The organism is Faecalimonas sp., from assembly GCA_029264305.1.
In the GTDB taxonomy this organism is placed as follows: Bacteria; Bacillota; Clostridia; order Lachnospirales; family Lachnospiraceae; genus Faecalimonas.
The window spans coordinates 136,360-154,950 of sequence record JARICA010000017.1; the positions used below are offsets into that span (position 1 = coordinate 136,360).

19 protein-coding genes are annotated in these 18,591 nt (G+C 32.0%); 4 read left to right on the forward strand and 15 right to left on the reverse strand.

From position 1 onward, the window contains the following. Positions 1 to 10: 10 nt before the first annotated feature. The 12 genes from ACY2U7_RS05160 to ACY2U7_RS05215 form a co-directional block, all read right to left on the reverse strand. Complete coding sequence (locus tag ACY2U7_RS05160; protein ID WP_461811676.1) at positions 11 to 1,471, reverse strand: sensor histidine kinase; 1,461 nt, start codon at positions 1,469 to 1,471, stop codon at positions 11 to 13. Further along, positions 1,428 to 2,117, reverse strand: coding sequence for a response regulator transcription factor (locus ACY2U7_RS05165; RefSeq protein WP_461811675.1), 690 nt, complete (start codon positions 2,115 to 2,117; stop codon positions 1,428 to 1,430). Before ACY2U7_RS05165 ends, ACY2U7_RS05160 begins: the two co-directional genes overlap by 44 nt. A gap of 11 nt (positions 2,118 to 2,128) precedes the next feature. Continuing rightward, complete coding sequence (locus tag ACY2U7_RS05170; protein WP_461811674.1) at positions 2,129 to 2,686, reverse strand: helix-hairpin-helix domain-containing protein; 558 nt, start codon at positions 2,684 to 2,686, stop codon at positions 2,129 to 2,131. Positions 2,687 to 2,775: 89 nt separating this feature from the next. Beyond that, positions 2,776 to 3,207 carry a DMT family transporter gene (locus ACY2U7_RS05175; RefSeq protein ID WP_461811673.1) on the reverse strand — a complete coding sequence of 144 codons (432 nt, stop codon included), beginning with the start codon at positions 3,205 to 3,207 and terminating at the stop codon, positions 2,776 to 2,778. 195 nt (positions 3,208 to 3,402) lie between these two features. Further along, the gene (locus tag ACY2U7_RS05180; RefSeq protein WP_461811672.1) at positions 3,403 to 4,413 is read right to left on the reverse strand and encodes a radical SAM protein; all 1,011 of its coding nucleotides are present in this window, start codon (positions 4,411 to 4,413) and stop codon (positions 3,403 to 3,405) included. Continuing rightward, a complete protein-coding gene (locus tag ACY2U7_RS05185) occupies positions 4,389 to 6,236 on the reverse strand; it encodes a DUF2207 domain-containing protein (protein WP_461811671.1) in 1,848 nt (615 codons plus the stop codon). The genes ACY2U7_RS05180 and ACY2U7_RS05185 overlap by 25 nt, the downstream gene beginning before the upstream one ends. After that, a complete protein-coding gene (locus ACY2U7_RS05190) occupies positions 6,233 to 6,790 on the reverse strand; it encodes a LemA family protein (RefSeq protein ID WP_461815993.1) in 558 nt (185 codons plus the stop codon). Before ACY2U7_RS05190 ends, ACY2U7_RS05185 begins: the two co-directional genes overlap by 4 nt. Positions 6,791 to 6,935: 145 nt before the next feature. Continuing rightward, on the reverse strand, positions 6,936 to 8,207 hold the full coding sequence (locus ACY2U7_RS05195; protein WP_461815994.1) for a polysaccharide deacetylase family protein: 1,272 nt from the start codon (positions 8,205 to 8,207) through the stop codon (positions 6,936 to 6,938). A 35-nt stretch (positions 8,208 to 8,242) separates the two neighbouring features. Further along, entirely contained in the window at positions 8,243 to 10,243 is a 2,001-nt protein-coding gene (locus ACY2U7_RS05200; RefSeq protein WP_461815995.1) for a DUF6449 domain-containing protein, read from the reverse strand. Next, positions 10,218 to 11,120, reverse strand: a complete 903-nt coding sequence (locus tag ACY2U7_RS05205) for an ABC transporter ATP-binding protein (protein WP_461811667.1) — start codon at positions 11,118 to 11,120, stop codon at positions 10,218 to 10,220. Before ACY2U7_RS05205 ends, ACY2U7_RS05200 begins: the two co-directional genes overlap by 26 nt. Further along, positions 11,117 to 11,491 carry a GntR family transcriptional regulator gene (locus ACY2U7_RS05210; RefSeq protein WP_461811666.1) on the reverse strand — a complete coding sequence of 125 codons (375 nt, stop codon included), beginning with the start codon at positions 11,489 to 11,491 and terminating at the stop codon, positions 11,117 to 11,119. Before ACY2U7_RS05210 ends, ACY2U7_RS05205 begins: the two co-directional genes overlap by 4 nt. 108 nt (positions 11,492 to 11,599) lie before the next feature. Continuing rightward, positions 11,600 to 12,565 (reverse strand): dipeptidase, encoded by a 966-nt coding sequence (locus ACY2U7_RS05215; protein ID WP_461815996.1) that lies wholly within the window; start codon positions 12,563 to 12,565, stop codon positions 11,600 to 11,602. A gap of 66 nt (positions 12,566 to 12,631) precedes the next feature. On the opposite strand from ACY2U7_RS05215, the gene ACY2U7_RS05220 reads away from it, so the two are divergent. From ACY2U7_RS05220 to ACY2U7_RS05235, 4 genes are all read left to right on the forward strand, one after another. Next, positions 12,632 to 13,339, forward strand: a complete 708-nt coding sequence (locus ACY2U7_RS05220) for a gamma-glutamyl-gamma-aminobutyrate hydrolase family protein (RefSeq protein WP_461811664.1) — start codon at positions 12,632 to 12,634, stop codon at positions 13,337 to 13,339. Between the two features lie 63 nt (positions 13,340 to 13,402). Then, positions 13,403 to 13,585, forward strand: coding sequence for a hypothetical protein (locus tag ACY2U7_RS05225; RefSeq protein WP_461811663.1), 183 nt, complete (start codon positions 13,403 to 13,405; stop codon positions 13,583 to 13,585). A gap of 10 nt (positions 13,586 to 13,595) precedes the next feature. Further along, positions 13,596 to 13,853, forward strand: a complete 258-nt coding sequence (locus ACY2U7_RS05230) for a spore coat protein (RefSeq protein WP_461811662.1) — start codon at positions 13,596 to 13,598, stop codon at positions 13,851 to 13,853. A gap of 107 nt (positions 13,854 to 13,960) precedes the next feature. Then, positions 13,961 to 15,517, forward strand: coding sequence for an ABC-F family ATP-binding cassette domain-containing protein (locus ACY2U7_RS05235; protein ID WP_461815997.1), 1,557 nt, complete (start codon positions 13,961 to 13,963; stop codon positions 15,515 to 15,517). Positions 15,518 to 15,687: 170 nt separating this feature from the next. Here ACY2U7_RS05235 and ACY2U7_RS05240 read toward each other — a convergent pair whose 3' ends face one another. The 3 genes from ACY2U7_RS05240 to ACY2U7_RS05250 form a co-directional block, all read right to left on the reverse strand. Next, the gene (locus ACY2U7_RS05240; RefSeq protein ID WP_461815998.1) at positions 15,688 to 16,158 is read right to left on the reverse strand and encodes an NUDIX hydrolase; all 471 of its coding nucleotides are present in this window, start codon (positions 16,156 to 16,158) and stop codon (positions 15,688 to 15,690) included. A 1-nt stretch (position 16,159) separates the two neighbouring features. Then, positions 16,160 to 16,978 carry a YihY/virulence factor BrkB family protein gene (locus ACY2U7_RS05245; RefSeq protein WP_461811659.1) on the reverse strand — a complete coding sequence of 273 codons (819 nt, stop codon included), beginning with the start codon at positions 16,976 to 16,978 and terminating at the stop codon, positions 16,160 to 16,162. A gap of 115 nt (positions 16,979 to 17,093) precedes the next feature. Continuing rightward, positions 17,094 to 18,383: a SpoIID/LytB domain-containing protein gene (locus ACY2U7_RS05250; RefSeq protein ID WP_461811658.1), complete on the reverse strand. Its 1,290-nt coding sequence runs from the start codon at positions 18,381 to 18,383 to the stop codon at positions 17,094 to 17,096. Positions 18,384 to 18,591 lie beyond the last annotated feature (208 nt).

An 18,591-nucleotide genomic window follows, 5' to 3' on the forward strand; every position in this document is an offset into this window, starting at 1 on the left:
CTCACCTCTTTTAGACAATATACGTCAACGGAACACGCACAGTAAACGTTGTTCCTTCACCTTCTTCACTATACACTTTCACTGCACCTCTATGCATAACTATTGCATTTCGCGTTATTGCAAGTCCAAGTCCTGTTCCACCGATTTCTCTTGAATGAGACTTATCAACTCGATAAAATCTTTCAAATATATGTTCTGTATCTTCTTTTGCAATTCCAATTCCCGAATCTGCCACTTTTACATAAAAATATTTATGATCCGCATTTAAAGAAACATGTACCCATCCATCATCCTTATTATACTTAATAGCATTCTCAACAAGATTCGACAACGCTAAAGTTAATTTTACTTCATCAACCTCTGCAGTTACTGGACGAAAAGATTCAAATACAAGTTCAATATTGCGTTGTGCTGCTATTGGACGAAGACGTTTTAAAATACGCTCCACTAGTTCATTAATATTTTCTGATTGTACAGTCAAATTCATTGTTGTTTTATCCATTTTCACAAGAGAAAGTAAATCATTAATAATCTTATTCTCTCTTTCTATTTCTTCTGCAATATCACCCATAAATTCTTGATATAATTCTACCGGAACATCTTCTTGTGCAAGTAGGGAGTCCGCAAGCACCTTCATAGAAGTAAGCGGTGTTTTTAACTCGTGTGATACGTTAGACACAAATTCTTGTCTTGAATCATCAACTATTTTCAACCTTCCAAGCATTTTATTAAACGCATCTGAAATCAGCGTTGTTTCTGTATAAGCATCCTCATGAAGATTATCTGAATCATATCCTTCATTTACATCTTCGATAGATTTTGTAATTCTTGCAAAAGGTCTTACCATAAGTGCAGACAAAACAAACGATAAAAGCAAAATAATTAACGCTATTGTAATAACAATAATTGTTGCTTTCGTTTCCACTTCTGCTTGATTGTTTAAAATAGCATCTGTAGAAACACTCATCAAAATAACACCTACCACCTTTTTCCCATCTTTAACAGGTATCGTCACCTCAGCGTAGTGATTTTTTTGATCATGATAAATTGTTCCTTTTCCTTGATAACATTTTAAAACATCTTCCGAAACAACAGTTTTCCCCTCTTCCAATTCATATGTATCTTTTACAATCCGAAATTCATCATTAATTACTAAAATACGTCCATTATAAATATTGGAAAGTTGTGTTAATTCCGCATTAACCACTTCAGACTTGGCATCGATCAAATAATTATAACTTTTGAACTGATTTGATAGAATTGTACATTGATTCTGAATTTCCGCTGTTCTTACAAACACCATTTTTTCCATATAATTATTTAAAATTGTAGATTTTAAAATCGTACATGGAACAATTCCAAAAACAACAAGTAACAAAAGAATGCGAAATCGCAAACTTTTGAAAAACTTGTTTTTCATTTTCTCTTTAACCCCTAAAATAGTAACCAACTCCCCACTTTGTATACACATATTTCGGCTCACTCGGATTTGGCTCTATCTTCTCCCGAAGTCGTCTAACATGAACATCAACTGTTCTTGCATCACCTGGATATTCATATCCCCAAACAATATTAAGTAGCTCTTCTCTGCTGTAGACTTTATCTGGATTTGTTGCCAAAAGTTCAAGTAAATCAAACTCTTTTGCTGTTAAATTGATTTCTGCATTTCCAACATATACTCTCCTGCTTTGTCGGTCCACTTTCATATCATTTTTCACAATAATATTTTTATCTTCTTTCTCTTTTACATTTTTACTCGTACGACGCATAATCGCCTTAATACGCGCCTTTACTTCTAATATATTAAATGGTTTTGTTATGTAATCATCCGCTCCATATTCTAATCCTAAAATCTTATCCATATCATCGCCTTTTGCTGTCAACATAACAACGGGAACATCTGAAAACTCTCTTATCATCTGACACACTTCAAATCCTGTATACTTTGGAAGCATCACATCTAATAGAATTAAATCATATTCATTCTCTTTGGCTTTCTCCAATGCTTCTTCACCATCGTATGCACAATCCACTTCCATCCCATCTTGTTCTAGACTAAAACGTATTCCCTTTACAATAAGTTTTTCGTCATCCACAACCAAAACTTTTTTTCCCATAATTTTCTCCCTTATCTCACTACAATCTGTTCTTTTATTTTATTAAACACTCCACTTTTGATTCCTTCAATTTGCATAATTTCCTCAACTGATTGGAATCTTCCTTTTTTCTCTCTATATTGTATAATACTTTTTGCCTTTGACTGTCCAATTCCAGGTAAACTCATTAGTTCTTCTTCTGTCGCTGTATTCAAATTGATTTTACCATCCTCTTTTTGCAATTTTTCTTCTTCAGCTTTCTCATTCACCTTCTCAGGAACATAAATTTGCTCCGCATCTTTCACTTTTTCAGCTTGATTTAAAGCTGCTTCATCAGCTTGCTCCGTCATTCCTCCAGCCATTTCAATAGCTTCATAGATTCTGCTCCCTGCAGGCATTCTATAAACTCCTGGCTTTTGTACTGCCCCACAAACATACACAACCTGTATCTTCTCTACATCTTTCTCTTTCTTTTGCGGTGCTTCATTCTTCTTCACTTCTTCAAGTTGAACTGTTTCCTTCTTTTGACAACTAGCAAATATACAAATCATTATACAAATTCCCAAACAATAATACAGCTTTCTACGCATAAAATCCTCCTTGTAATTCTTCATCAAAACTACAATACCCCTCTATGCTTAGACATTCATATTGTAACGAATTTCAATTTCAAATGCAACTACTTCCACTGGAAAATTCCCACTCCAATTAAAGCAATTATCATACCAATCACTTTTCTCCACTCAAACGGTTGTTTTTCTACTCCAAACAATCCCAAAACTTCTATAACATATGCGATAAGCAATTGTGAAATAACAATAATTAATACTGCCTTCGCTGGCCCTAATTTTTCCATACTTTTAATAACCGTCCACGTAATACCTGCCCCAATCACTCCTCCAAGTAACATATACTTTGGTTCAACTTTAGCAATAGTAACTACACTATCTCGTCCAGAAAATATCCACGCTACTAAACAAAATAAAAATGCAGACAATTGCACCCAAGCGTTTGACACCCACATTCCTGTCACCTTGGTAACCTGTGTATTAAAAACTCCCTGCACACTCATCAATGCCCCAGACAACAGTGCAATTAAAAATCCAATCATACATTATTCCTCCACAATACTGATTTTTAACATATTGTGTCCTATAGCATAGCTTTTTATTCTACCATGAAAAATTTTGTTTAATAAAAATGTATTTATCTCATAGCAAATAACGTTCTAAAACCATTAATGGAGCGAGATTTTACTAATCTCACTCCATTAATGGTTTCGAACTCTTAAAAATATTTTGCTTTATTATTGTACGTTACATCCTACATCCTTACAATGAAAATCATTATAAAGTGCATAAGATAAACATTTCAACCCTCCATGGCACATATAAGAATGTTCACATTTTTGACATTCATCCGGAACTTTTTGAATGCGTAATTCTTGTAAAATCAAATTGTGCGTATACAATTCATACATATCTTCTCGTAATACATTTCCTATGTATATGGGCATTCTACGACACGGAACTAAATCCCCATTCTCCATCACTGTTAGTAACGAATCTCCTGCCGTGCATCCATATGCAAAATCATTTGTCATCAAAAACTGTAACGCTCGATTCATTGAAATATTTGTATGGCTATGTTGTTTTCTCAATTTCATTTTTTCTTTATACATACTTTTTAAATATTCTTGTGTTTCATTTAAACTTAATACATTTTCTCGATTTTCTCCATCCCCCAACGGGATATAACGATCTGACCACACATTATTTACATGATGTTTTCTTCCATACCAAACAACTTTGGGAAATTCTTTGTAATTCATTTTACTTGCAGTAAAAGAAATGGAAGTATAAATATCATATTTTTTTAAATAATGAATACCTTTTGCGATTTTTTTATAAGTTCCTTTTCCACGTATTGCATCATTTGTTTTTTTCCCACCTTCCAAACTAACTTGAACATAATACGGATTATAACTTTTAATTTTTCTAGCAATTTCATCTGTAATTAATGTTCCATTCGTTAATATGGAAAACGAAATATTCTCTTTATCTTTTTTTATCAAATCCAAAACTTTGAACAAATAAGGATTGCATAACGGTTCTCCACCTGTAATATTAATATGCCCTTTCATATTTAACTTACTTAATAAACGTTTGTATTGTTTGTAAATAATTTCTAGCTTTTCAAAGGATAATTGTACTGGTACGTGATCTTCTTGATAACAATGAGCACACTTTAAATTACAAGTTTCACTCAAATGCCACTGCATAACAAATCTTTCTACCAAGAACCACCACCTCCACATGATGAACAACCTCCACCTCTTGAAGATCCACCACCTCCACCTGATGACCAACTACTTTTAGAGCTTTCTGGATATTCAACATTGTTATAAATCCAATAATAGGAGCGATCGTTATAATAATTAAGTGTTCCCATATCTTGTTTAGGAATTTGAATATCTTCAAATTTATTAATCCATTTTTTTGAAATATTTAATACATACGTGTATGGCAAAATATCATAAAAATAACTAGGATTTTCCATAACCAATTCTTCTAATTTTGGTTTTTCAACTTTTTCTAAAAAATTTTTAAATCCTTTAATTCTTGCACTGATTTCTTCTCCATACTTTGTTTTTCTTTTCATAAAAATCGTAAACACAAGATTAACAACTATACACCCCATTGAAATCCAATATAAAATGCTCCAACTCGGATTCATATCTTCAACAACAAAGTAACTAATATAATTCAATATAACCGTAAGAATTGTAATAGCAATCGAAGTATACATTTTCTTTGTAGCTACACGATCAATTACTAGATTTTTTATTTTTGATGTTAATTTTTTTTCTACTTTTTCAAATGCTTTGTAAAGTGTTTTATGCTCACTAACAATAATAACATTTTCTTTAAGGAATAATTGATTATATACAATCTTCTCCAATGCGCTCAATGGTTTTGATGCAACTATTTGTTTTTGATGTTCATTCCATGGAGTAGAACACAAATTAGTAATTTGAATTTTTCTCTTTTTCAATTCATCAATTTTTATGTATCCTTTAGCGGCAAGTTGAATCATTAAAGCAATAGTCAATTTATTCATTGAATGATTTCCGTAAATATATCCGATTTCTGCCGCATTTAAGTTGTCCATTGGATAATATTCTACTGTTACTGCTCGTTTCGGAAAATCTTTCCCATATTTGTACCACGTATAAATAGTGTAAATAGTTAACAAAATGACAACTATACTAATACCAAAAGATCCCCATCCATATGTCCAACTACCTCCCACAAAATAATCATCAGGCAATTCAATATCAACTGTCAACGAACGTTCCAAGTTTCCATTATACATTGAGTCCTCAGACACTTTACATTCTTCATTTTCTCTATGTCCATTAATTTTACAATATTGCTCTTTTTGATATTTTGCATATTTTTCTTGGTTAAATTTAGCCTCAATTACATTTCCCTCTATTGTATAATCTACAAATTTCGTAACATCGTTAACACGATATTTATCAGTAAAAAAATGAATGTTATACTTCTCCAATTTCTTAGGCATGATTATTTTTACCGATGCATTTTTTATTTCTGTTCCCCAATAATCACCGTATGCATGAAATATAAATTCATCAAAATTTTTAAATGGATCTTTCCCCATATCATAGGTGTATTGAATTTCATATTTTTTATTTCCTAATGGCACATACTCATCTTCTTTGCCTAGACGAATTCGATCCTTTTTTTTCATAACATCTAATTTATACGGATCGCTTGTAGATTTTAAATCTAACACATTTGATTTTCTCTTAATTGTTTTTTTATCTTTCCCTGTATATTCCAACCATCGTGGAATAAATTTCACAAGCCCATGATGATATTCTTCATTCCAATTAACAGTTATATTTTCGTTTACATCTACCTTGTTATCCTGCTTAACGTCCAAAATAATTTGATAATTTTCAATTGTAAATCCATCCGCTACTTTAACTTGTTTATCATCTGTACCAAAGTAATCATCAACACCCCTTAACATATTAACAAGCAACACAATGGCTACAGAACCATAAAAAATATATTTTATAATTTTAATAAAAGAACTTACTGCTTTTTTCATTTAAAATTTACCTTTACATTTTCTCTTTCTTCCTCATTTACTACAAATAGTTCCTTTTTTGTGAAATGCATAATCCTTGCAACCACATTGCTAGGAAACATTTCTACTTTGTTATTATACTCTTTCACAACTGCATTAAAATATTTTCTAGATTGCACAATATCATTTTCAATTTTTGACAATTCTAACTGCAATTCCATAAAAGTTGTATTTGCTTTTAAATCTGGATAAGCTTCAACCAAAGCCATTAGTTGATTTATTTCTTTGCTAAGTAAATTATTTTGATTTATCTTGTCATTAATTGGCATTTTCTCGTATGAACAATTTCTTAATTCAACAATTTCTTTAAGTGTACTTTGTTCATGTTCTACATACCCTTTCACTGTTTCAACTAAATTAGGCACTAAATCCCATCGTTTCTTTAAATACACATCCATTGTACTAAATGCTTCTTCAATAGAATTTTTTGATTTCACAAATCCGTTATACGCAATTAAAACATAAATGAAAATCACTGCAATAACACCTATTCCAATCACCCAAAAACTACTCATAAAACACTCTCCTTTTTTTCCTATTATACCTTTTTTGTATTTGTCTTTCTACATAATTTTATAAAAATCCTCCTAAATAGATTATGATTATACATCTTACCTACTTAGGAGGGAATAAAATTAAATTACATTTTTTATCTTTTTTCTATCGATTAAATTGAGAATATTTCACTCCATTTTCCAAATGAACACCTCTAGCTTCTGCCAATTCGCTTACAGTTACTAATTGATACCCTTTTTCAATCAATTTAGGAATAATTTGAACCGCAGCATCTACGGAAGCTTTATGAATATCATGCATCAAAACAATACTTCCATCTTTTGCATATGTCATCACACTATCTATTGTCTTTTGTGTATTTCTTGTTTTCCAATCCATTGTATCTACAGACCACATGATAATCGGAAGTCCAACGGTTTGCTTTACAGTCGGATTAACTCCACCATACGGTGGTCGCATTACTGTAGGACCTTTTCCACCTGTCGCTTTCACGATCGCATCTGAAGTTGTCTGTATCTCCTTCCTAATCCCTGCAACCCCTAACTTCCTTAAGTCTTTGTGAGTTGTAGAATGATTCCCTAATTCACAATTTAAATCTGAGATTCTCTTCACTGTTTCTGGATATTTGTTTACCAATGGTCCTACCATGAAAAACGTTGCTCTTGCATTATATTTTTCTAATACATCTAAAATTCTTCCCGCTTCCGGCCCTGGCCCATCATCAAATGTTAACGCTATCATCGGTTTTGTCGGATCTAATCCTATAAATTTCTCTGATTCTAATTTCCCATCAGAAGAAAATACACACTGTTTAATCCCTATCTTTTTTTCTCCTGTTACTTTTTCTCCCTTTTCATCAAAATAATATGTTCCTTTTTTCATTTTGATGAATTCATTTTTCGCATACTGTCCATCTACTTTTTTGAATTTATTTCCTTCCCAATCACCCAAAGCGTTTTTCACAAGAAGCGTCGATTTATTTGTCTGAATAGACACTTTTCCTTTCCATTCGTTATCTAATTTCTCTTTTATCTCTTTTTGCAAAACAATCTCTACTGGAAACTTTCCTTCATTTTTTCCATCTGCCTTACAATTAACTGTATAATTTTCTCCCCTTTTTAACTCAGCCACTAAATCTTTCACCGTTTTCCCCGTTTTTTTATCTAGAACTGTGTCTGTTTCGCCTTGCACTGTGATGAATGCTTTAATTTCTGGAAGTTGCTCTCCTTCACGAATTTTAACTACGGATGGTTTCAAAGTAATTTGTGTTTCTTCTTGAAAAACCATTTTTGCAGCAGTCCTTAATCCAAATATTACCGCTATACAAGCCAACACACACATACATATTTTACTAATTAGTATTGCTCGTCTTCTATTGCGTCTATTTCTACTATTTATTCTCCTTGTCTTTTTCATTTATACTCACCTTTTCTTTCGTTTTATTATTTTATCTACTTATTTAAAAAATCTGGCACTTTGTTTTTCTTTATCAATGCACTAATTGACCCCCGATCAGTTGAAATTGTTACATTTATATTTGGTTCTACTTCTGTATTAAAAATTCCTATTTCTGTATAAGTTAAACACCCTAATAATTTTTGAATTTTTTCTTTGTCCTCAGATTGAATAATGATATTTCTCATTTTATGTGGCTTTCTATAATCTTCTACGGTAATATACTGTACTTCTGATTGCAAAATTTTGCCAGGAACATCACAATATTTTTTCAGATTACTAATAACACTTTTATACTCTTCAAAAACATATAACATATATTCTGTCCCTTTTCCTGTACAATATAATTTTCCCACAATTTCTCCATCAAAAACTTCTGATAGTGGATATTTTTCCATATCCTTATAATAGGTTTCAAGTAAAAGTTCTTTTTCCTTTTCGTTTAATTTAATAGAAATATTTTCTGCTCGTATATTCTCAAAATTAATTGTATTTATTTTTGAAGCTTCTATTTCTCCACCTTTTAAAACCTCTCTTTTATACCCTTCTTCTAACATCATCCTATCCATACAACGAAACAACTTTTTCCTATCAACATGATAACTTCTATAGATTTTTCTTCCATTTTTTAAGTAATATCCCACATTAATAACTGATTTTTCTTCATCATTTTTTTCATTTTTTCGAAGAGTTTCCTCTATTAGAGAATATATTTCATTAAAATCTGTTATTTTTAATTTTTCTAAATTTTGTTTATAATTTTCCCCTTTCCACCGACTTCTATAATCTAACAAATAATTTGCATCATAAGAATCTATTGACATCGACTCTATTTTTTCTCTATTAGGAATATATTTGTCATATTTAAAAACATCAAATCTAATAATTGTAAGAAAAATCAATGTTACTCCAACACAAATAGAAAACAGAGTTTTTCTCTGGAATATCATTTTAATATCTCCATAATAAATAAAAGAAATAATTCCATAAACAATTACTACAGAAATAATCGCTATTCCATACATCCAACCAATTTTCATTCCTTTTACTTGATTTTGACTACTTACAATAACCGCAAAAAACATTCCTGCTGTTATCGTAATAATACTCTGTACTATAGATTCAACTTTTGAAAAAGCAACCGCTTTCCCAGCATTTTCTAATCTTCTATTTTTAAATGCCAATAAACCTACAGTAAAAATGAGAATAATCATAATAATCATTGTAATAATAATCGGAAACATTGGTTTGCCTAATTGATTATACTCTTCGATTTTCCTAGAAATTAATATAGGGGAATACCATGCTCCTCTTCCAATCATGTTGTCAACGAACCCTGATATACTTTCCTCTACCATATAATTATCAAAAATTTGCAACATAATATAATTTTTTAATGCTACAATAACAGAACCCCATGTTAAAAATATTATTATTCCTAATACTCCTACAAGCAATTTTCCTGTAAGTATTATTACCAAAACGGTTATTCCATATATCAACAAAAATATAAGTATCGTAACTCCCATTACAGAACCACTTTGTTGAAAAAGTTTTTGGCTTGCAACACCTTTCATTGCACCAATAATTAGCATAAAAATATATCCTATTATGTATGGAACAACAATCTGAATAATTCCACTTATACAGTTTACGAAGTACCACGTTTCTCTTTTTATTGGAAGACTGTGATAAAAATCAATTTGTCTTTTTGAGTATAAGTAAGAAAAGGAAGTTATTCCACTTAATATTCCACCCACAATAATGGAAAACCATAAATATTTATTAAAAAACCCCATTTCCATAACAAACCAATTTTTAACTTCTTTCCAATTTGCGTAAGAACTACTCACCCCTCCTGGCAATGCCCCTTCTATTTTAATCGCACTTAATATAGGAATAATCACAACGAAAATTGTAATCGATAATAGCAAAAGCCATGCTCTTTTCTTTATATCTTCTTTTATCAGTTTAAAGTAGGAAATTTTTGACATCATATCCTTCCACCTCCATTTCACTGATAAATATTTCTTCAAGAGATAATGGAACCGTTTCCACAAATATAGGATCTCTTTCCTCAACTCTTTCTATAATTTCTTCTCTTGTTCCTCTAGAAATGAAACTTAATATGGAGCCTTGCTTTTCATGGTAAAGCACATCTAACTCGGCAAGAAGTCTTTCTTCCTGTACTTGATTTGGAATCACACACTGTACTTTATGAATATGAAATTTCATATTTTCCAAATCTTTTGTAAACAAAATTCCACCTTGATGTACAAGCCCTATACTATCACAAATATCTTCTAATTCTCTTAAATTATGAGAGGCAATAATCGGTGTAAATTCCCTATTCATTACTTCTGCCGCAAACAATCCTTTTACTGCTTGACGCATAACTGGATCAAGCCCATCAAATGTTTCATCACATAATAAATATTTTGTATTTGTACACACTCCCAACAACATAGACATCTGTTTTTGCATTCCTTTTGAAAATGTACTGATCTTTCGGCAAATATCTAATTGGAACTTCTCCGCCAATGTATTAAACTGAGAAGAATTAAAGTTCTTATAAAACATTGCATAGTAATCTCGCATTGTTTTTCCTGTTGCATTAGCTGGGAAATATGCCACATCAGACAAAAAGCAAATATTTTCTTTTACCTCTATATTCTCATAAACAGATTTTCCATCTATCAGTATTTCCCCTTCATCTGCCTTCAAAACTCCACTCAACATTCTAAGAAAAGTACTTTTCCCTGCCCCATTACTTCCAACTAGTCCAAAAATCTGGCCTTCCATAATTTTTGTATTAGCATGAGCAACAGCCTTAATTCCATCAAATGTTTTGCAGACATTCCGCACTTCAATCATGAACTATTTTCCTCCTTCCAACAGTTCTTAAACATATTCATACATTCTTCTTCCAAAACTTCCAATTCTTTTGCCTCTATGACAAGTTCCTTTATTTTTTTTAGAAAAGACTGTTTTTTCTGTTCCTTCAATTCAGTGCTTTCCGCGACAAAAGTTCCTCGTCCTTTAATAGAATATATGTATCCATTCTGCTCTAAGGTCATATAAGCCTTTTGAATGGTATTGGGATTGATAGAAAGTTCTACTGCCAAAGAACGCACAGACGGCATTTGACTTCCCGAAGGCAAAATTTCTTTTAAAATTAACTTTTGAAACTTCTCTACTATCTGCTCATAAATCGGCTTCCTATTCTGATAATCAATTGCAATCATATTTTCTCCTTTCTACCGTTTATTGTGTACTATCACTGTTAGTACACTAATATTTTAATAAAAGGGGATTGCACTGTCAACACACTTTTTGTTACATTTATATTACAATTATATCACTTCTTTAATAACCCTCATTGCATTTTCTCTCCAAATTTTTTCAATATCCTTTTCTTTAATCCCATTTCTCTGTAATGCCTCATAAAGCAAATCCATTTGTCCCATTTGTTTTATTTCCGTACTTTCTCCTGAAAATCCATCAAAATCTGTTCCAATACAGGCACAATCTATTCCGCCTACATTGATTATATGTTTAAGATGTAAAACAATATCATCAACTCCTGCCTTTCCATTTTTCTTAAGAAATTTAGGATAAAAATTTACCCCGATCACACCTCCTTTTTCTGCCAATGCTCGTATCATCTCATCTGTCAAATTTCTTGGATGTAAGCAAATTTCCCTTGCATTAGAATGCGACGCCACAATCGGACTCTTGCTTTTTTCTATTACATCCCAAAAACCTCCATCTGATAAATGCGACACATCAATAATCATCCCTAAATCATTCATCTTTTCCACAACTTCAAATCCGAATGGTTTTAATCCTTTACACATAATTTCTTGTTTTTTACTATTCGGATAACCAATACAGTTTTCATAATTCCATAAAATTGTTGTTAAACGAATTCCCTCTTTCCAAAATTCATCTATTCGTTCCTTTTTCTCATTAAATACTCCCCCTTCTTCTAATGTAAGAATAGAAGAGATTTTTCCGTCTTGTCTATTCTTTTCTATTTCCTCTCCATTTTTTGCAAATGCAATCTTTCCAGAATAATTTTTTACTTCTTTTTTCATTCGTTCTATCATTTTTTTTACATATATGTACCCTTTTTCATACTGTTCTTTTTTAGGAAATGCACCAACATCTACAAAACAAGCAAAAAATTGTACCATTGTATCTGCTTGTTTCATCTTTTCTATGCTTACGCAAAAATCATTTTTTTCTAAATTCGCATTCTTTTTTGCATCCATTAATTTCCAAATTGTATCACAATGTAAATCAATTAATCCTGTCATTATCCTTACCTCCGGTATCTTTTTCTTTGTATAGTATATACTATACAAAAAGGAAAAATAAACAACATGAAACCTAAAATTGCTATTATCATCTGTGGTTTTTCAGAAAACAGACAGTTTGTAACAAACTCTTATATTCAATCCATCCATTATTCCGGTGGACTTCCTATTATCATTCCATTAGTTAAATCAAATATTGTTCTTCAGGAATATATTTCTCTTTGTGATGGTTTTTTATTTTGTGGTGGAGGAGATATTACCCCCCTTCTTTTTGGAAAAGAACCTTTAGAAAAACTAGGAGAAACCAATATTACCCTTGACTATTTTCAACTTCAATTTATGCGATATGTCATGTTAAGTGGCAAACCAATTTTGTCTATTTGTAGAGGAATGCAACTTCTTAACATCGCTTGTAATGGAACACTTTATCAAGATATCTCTTTAAAAGGAAGCGATTGTATTAGCCATATGCAACATTCTTCCCGAAAAGATATCAGTCACAAAGTTACCACAAAATCCGGAACGCTATTACATAAACTTATTGGGAAAACAGCCTATACAAATAGTTTTCACCATCAAGCCATAGATCAATTAGGAAAAGGACTCATTTCCTCTGCTACCACTTCTGATGGAATCATCGAAGGAATCGAATTAATTAATTATTCTTTCGCAATCGGTGTACAATGGCATCCTGAGGCAATGTACCATTCAACACCTTCTATGCGTAAATTATTTCTTTCTTTTATTTATATGTCTAGTCTTATTTCCGAATAATTTTTTTCTATACAAGACATACTATCATTGTTGCATACTGAATATATTAAGGAGGAAAATATAATGGAGGAAATTTCTATATTGGATTTACAAAATCTTCGCCATCTTATTGGTGGCTATTCTACAACTTATTGTAAAATGACTGACTATGCATCTTTTTCAGAAGATTCAGAAGTCAAAAATTTTTTTCAAGATAGTGCCGATAGTGCAATGAAAAACAAAGAAGAATTGTTAAAATTCTTATAGGAGGGTAATTATGGACGAAAAAACAATGGTATCTGATACTCTTGTAAGTATAAATGGTGAATTAAAAATGTTTGGAGAAATGATTCCACAAACAGAAAATAAAGAATTAAAAGCGTGCTTAAAACAGTTACGTAACGAATGTGAAATGTCACAAGAAAAACTCTATCACATTGCTCGTAAAAAAAATTATTATATACCTGCTGCAAAAGCAACACCTGAAGAAAAGCAACATGTAAAATCTATTTTAACACAAGGAACAATGAAATAACTTTGAAGGACACCTTTGGGTGTCCTTATTTACATAATTTCTAATGACAAAAAGATGTTTATCATGTAAAATAGGAAAGAAAATGAATGTACATTAAGGAGTTATCTATGAGTATATTAAACGTTGAACATTTATCTCACGGTTTTGGTGACCGTGCTATTTTTGAAGATGTTTCTTTCCGTTTATTAAAAGGCGAGCATATTGGTCTTGTCGGTGCAAACGGCGAAGGAAAATCAACTTTTTTAAATATCGTAACAGGAAAATTGCAACCCGACGAAGCAAAAATTGAATGGGCAAAAAATGTCCATGTAGGCTATTTAGATCAACATACTGTTTTAGAAAAAGGAATGACAATCCGCGATGTATTGAAATCTGCCTTTTCTTATCTTTTTCAATTAGAACAAAAAATGAATACTATTTGTGACTCTCTTGGAAATGCTGACGAAGAAGAAATGTTATTATTAATGGATGAACTTGGCAGCATTCAGGACACTCTAACTCTACATGACTTTTATGTTATTGATGCCAAGATTGAAGAAGTCGCCCGGGCTCTAGGTATATTAGATATAGGTTTAGAAAGAGATGTAACAGATTTGAGTGGTGGACAACGAACAAAAGTCCTTCTTGCCAAGCTTTTATTAGAAAAGCCTGATATTCTTCTGTTAGATGAACCTACAAACTATTTAGACGAAGAACATATCGTATGGCTGAAGCGTTATCTCATTGATTATGAAAATGCATTTATTCTAATCTCCCACGACATACCTTTTTTAAATGATGTTATCAATATTGTTTATCATATGGAAAATCAAGAATTGAATAGATATGTTGGAGATTACGAACATTTTCAAGAAGTCTATGAAGTCAAAAAAGCGCAACTAGAATCCGCTTACAAACGCCAACAACAAGAGATCAATGAGTTAAAAGATTTTGTTGCTCGAAACAAAGCGCGTGTTTCCACGAGAAATATGGCCATGTCTCGCCAGAAAAAATTAGATAAAATGGATATTATCGAACTTGCTGCCGAACGTCCAAAACCAGAATTTCATTTTAAAACTGGACGCACTCCAAGCAAATATATTTTCGAGACAAAAGACCTTGTCATCGGCTATGACGAACCACTGTCTAGTCCCCTTACGTTATCTATGGAACGAGGAAATAAAATTGCTCTTGTTGGTGCAAATGGAATTGGTAAAACAACTCTCTTAAAAAGTATTCTTGGGCTTATCCCTTCACTCAATGGTTCTGTTGAATTGGGAGAGAATCTACAAATCGGTTACTTTGAACAAGAAACTGCGCAAAATAACACAACAACTTGTATCGAAGAAATTTGGAAAGAATTTCCTTCTTTCACACAGTATGAAGTCCGATCTGCCCTTGCAAAATGTGGTTTAACAACAAAACATATTGAAAGCCAAGTGCGTGTTCTAAGTGGTGGTGAACAAGCAAAAGTTCGTCTTTGTAAGTTAATCAATCGTGAAACAAACATATTACTTTTAGATGAACCAACAAACCATTTAGATATAGATGCAAAAGAAGAATTAAAACGAGCATTACAAGAATATCGTGGAAGTATCCTCTTAATTTGTCATGAACCTGAATTTTATCGTGATGTTGTCACTGAAGTTTGGGATTGTACAAAATGGACTACAAAAATTTTCTAATAATAAAAGACATCTTCCAACAAAATCATTATACCGCCCACCGAAAGTTAGACTTAAAGATCTAACGATTGGAGGTCGGTATTTTTATGACAACATATAGTTTTAAGTTTAAGGAAACATTTCGATCAAATAATAGAAGAAAATTACTACAGATACTACTAAGTTTAGTATTACAAAGCGTATGCATTTCCATTCACTTCACAATCAATTAATGTATCTCCCTGATATACTAATTTCATAGAGAAAAAAGGGGCATTTCTATCCAACAAATCGAAGAAAAGTTTATCCCCTTCCCATAGATTCAATTCCGGAATTCTACTTTTGGGAACCCACTCAAGCGTCCCCTCATCGCAAGATTGTATTTCTCCCTCAAAACCGTCTGCAGTGTAAAGACAAATATATTCCGCCTCATTTTCATTGAATAAAAATGTTAAAATCCCCCTAAATCGGTACGATGTAAGCGTCAATCCCGTTTCCTCTTTTACCTCTCGCAACAAACAATCTTCAGGACTTTCTCCCGATTCAAAATGCCCTCCTACTCCAATCCACTTATCTTTATTCACATCATTTTTCTTGCTAACACGATGTAACATTAAGTAACTATCATCCTTTTCAATATAACAAAGTGTCGTCAATTCCATATTATTCACCCATTTCTTTCTGCTGAAAATACACATTCACTTTCCCGCCCAATAACATAATGTACATAGAAAAATATAACCATAACATAATTAAAACAATTGTTGTTAAACTCCCATACATATCTTCAAATCCTTTAAATATTTCCATATACTTTGATACAAAGAACGATGTCAATAACCATCCTACTGAGGTAAACAGCGCCCCTGGAAGTTGTTCTAAAAGTTTATCTTTTCTATTTGGCAAAAATTTATAAATACATAGAGAAAAAAGTAATAAGGCAAAAAATGCAGCTACTGTTCTAATTTCAATCATAAATTTTGTAATCTGCGATGCTAAAGGAATATGTTTCTCCACAAACACACTGATGCTATTCCCAAATCCAAGTACAACAAGTGTTAGCACAATAACAACAATAAATAAAACCGTATAAAATGTTGCTCGTATCCGTAAATAGAAATAATTTCTTGTTTCACGGCTATCATAAATCCAATTCAGTCCCGAAGTTACAGCTAAAACCCCTCTGCCTGCAGACCACATTGCTACAAGAATAGTAATAGGAATAACTGCTATAGATTGGTTGTACACCTGATTAACAATTGCTAAAATCGTAGGTGTAATAGAATCTGGTACAACCTGTGCAACCGCAGACATCACATCTACTTTTGTTAATGAAGTATATTGTACTAGAGTTAAAAGTAACAAAATAATCGGAATTAATGAAAGCACGAAAAAAAACGCTGACATTGCAGCGTATGCACTTGTATGGTCATTCTCATCGGCTGCTAGCAACTGATTTATTCTTTTCAACCATTTCTTCACTTCTATTCCTCACTCTCTTTTATGAAAATCAAAGCCAACACATTTGATGTTGGCTCTCATTACTATGAAAGAAATAATAACACACTTTCATTTTTTCTTCAAGATTACGTAAACTCTATTTTCTTACTTCAATATCTTTATAAAATATTTTTAAAATTTCTTTATAGTTTTTCCCTTTCTTTGCCATTTCATTGGCTCCTGTTTGACTCATTCCAATTCCATGTCCATATCCTCCTCCAGTTAGGTTATATACTTTTCCTATTTTCTTTATTTCAAAGAAAGCACTTGGCAAAAGTTCCATACTTTTTACCTTTTTCCCATCTTGCCGTTGAAGAAAATATCCCTCCCCGCCTAATGCCCTTCGAATTTTATTTTCTGTATTTATTGTAACTTTCTTTTTATCTCCAATAGCAACAAGTTGAAGCGCAACATTTCCATCTCCTCTTTTTGTCACTGCAACACTACACAATTTTCCTATATCCATTTTTGTACTTTTTTCAATCAACTTCTCCAATACTTTTTCTGGTATTTTTGCTGACCACCGATACCACGGTAAGTTTTTCTCATATGCATTTCCATTTTCTGCTATATCAACAGAACATAAATATTCGTTTTGTTTTGTTTTTTGACTTCCCCACGCCTCGGCTGTTGTCGTCTTGCCACAAGATGTAGAAAAGTAATATGTCGTGGCAACCTCACCTTTATACCAAACTTTTTCCTGTTTAGTTTCATTTACTGCTTGTATAGCGCTTTCCTGCTCATTTGAATTTCCATATACTTGATACTCTGTACTATCGTCTACATTCGCCTTATACTTTGGATATCCAAATCCTCTTGTTTGCTTTTCTGCATAACTTCTTGCACAAACCGCTTGTACTTTTAAAGCCTCAATACAATAAGAAGCTGGCATTTCACTTGGTACAACCGCATATAAATATTGCTCCAAAGGTAATTCATTTACAATTGTTATCCCTTTTGACGAACTATATAATTCCAATTTTCCTCTATAGGATGGTATCCCATCTCCTCTTTTTAGGGAAACAATCGTTATTTTATCTCCCTTATCTTTAGCCGATACCTTTATTTCTCCCTTTTGAAACATTTTATCATCAGGTAAAATTCTCACTTCTTCATTTGCATTACATTCTTTTTCTTTCCCATCAAATTGCAAAATTATTCCTGATGTTGCTTTCAAGACAATTTCTTTATGTTCCACTTCTCTAAATCCATTTGTTTTAAGTATTACACGGATCATCTTTTCGTCATCGTTTTTCTTCTCTTCTATTGCTTTTATTGGATACGGTTCCTTTCTTTCCTTCCGTTCTTTATCCACAAGTAAACTTAACAAACCAACACTTAAACACACACATAAAAAAATTCCCCAACTATACATCCACTTTTTCACATTATACCTCTTGTCCTTTTTTCTATATGTATGTTTCCATTTTCTCCTTCATTCTCATTTCTTACTATTTAAAAAATGCAATTTTACAGTTATCCACAAGTTTTAATAGCGATGCTATTAGCTATATCGTCCTATAAAAATATTTTCGTTTGTGTGCATAGGATATCTTTTATGTCTTCTCTAGTTTTCATTAAAGAATACTTTCCTT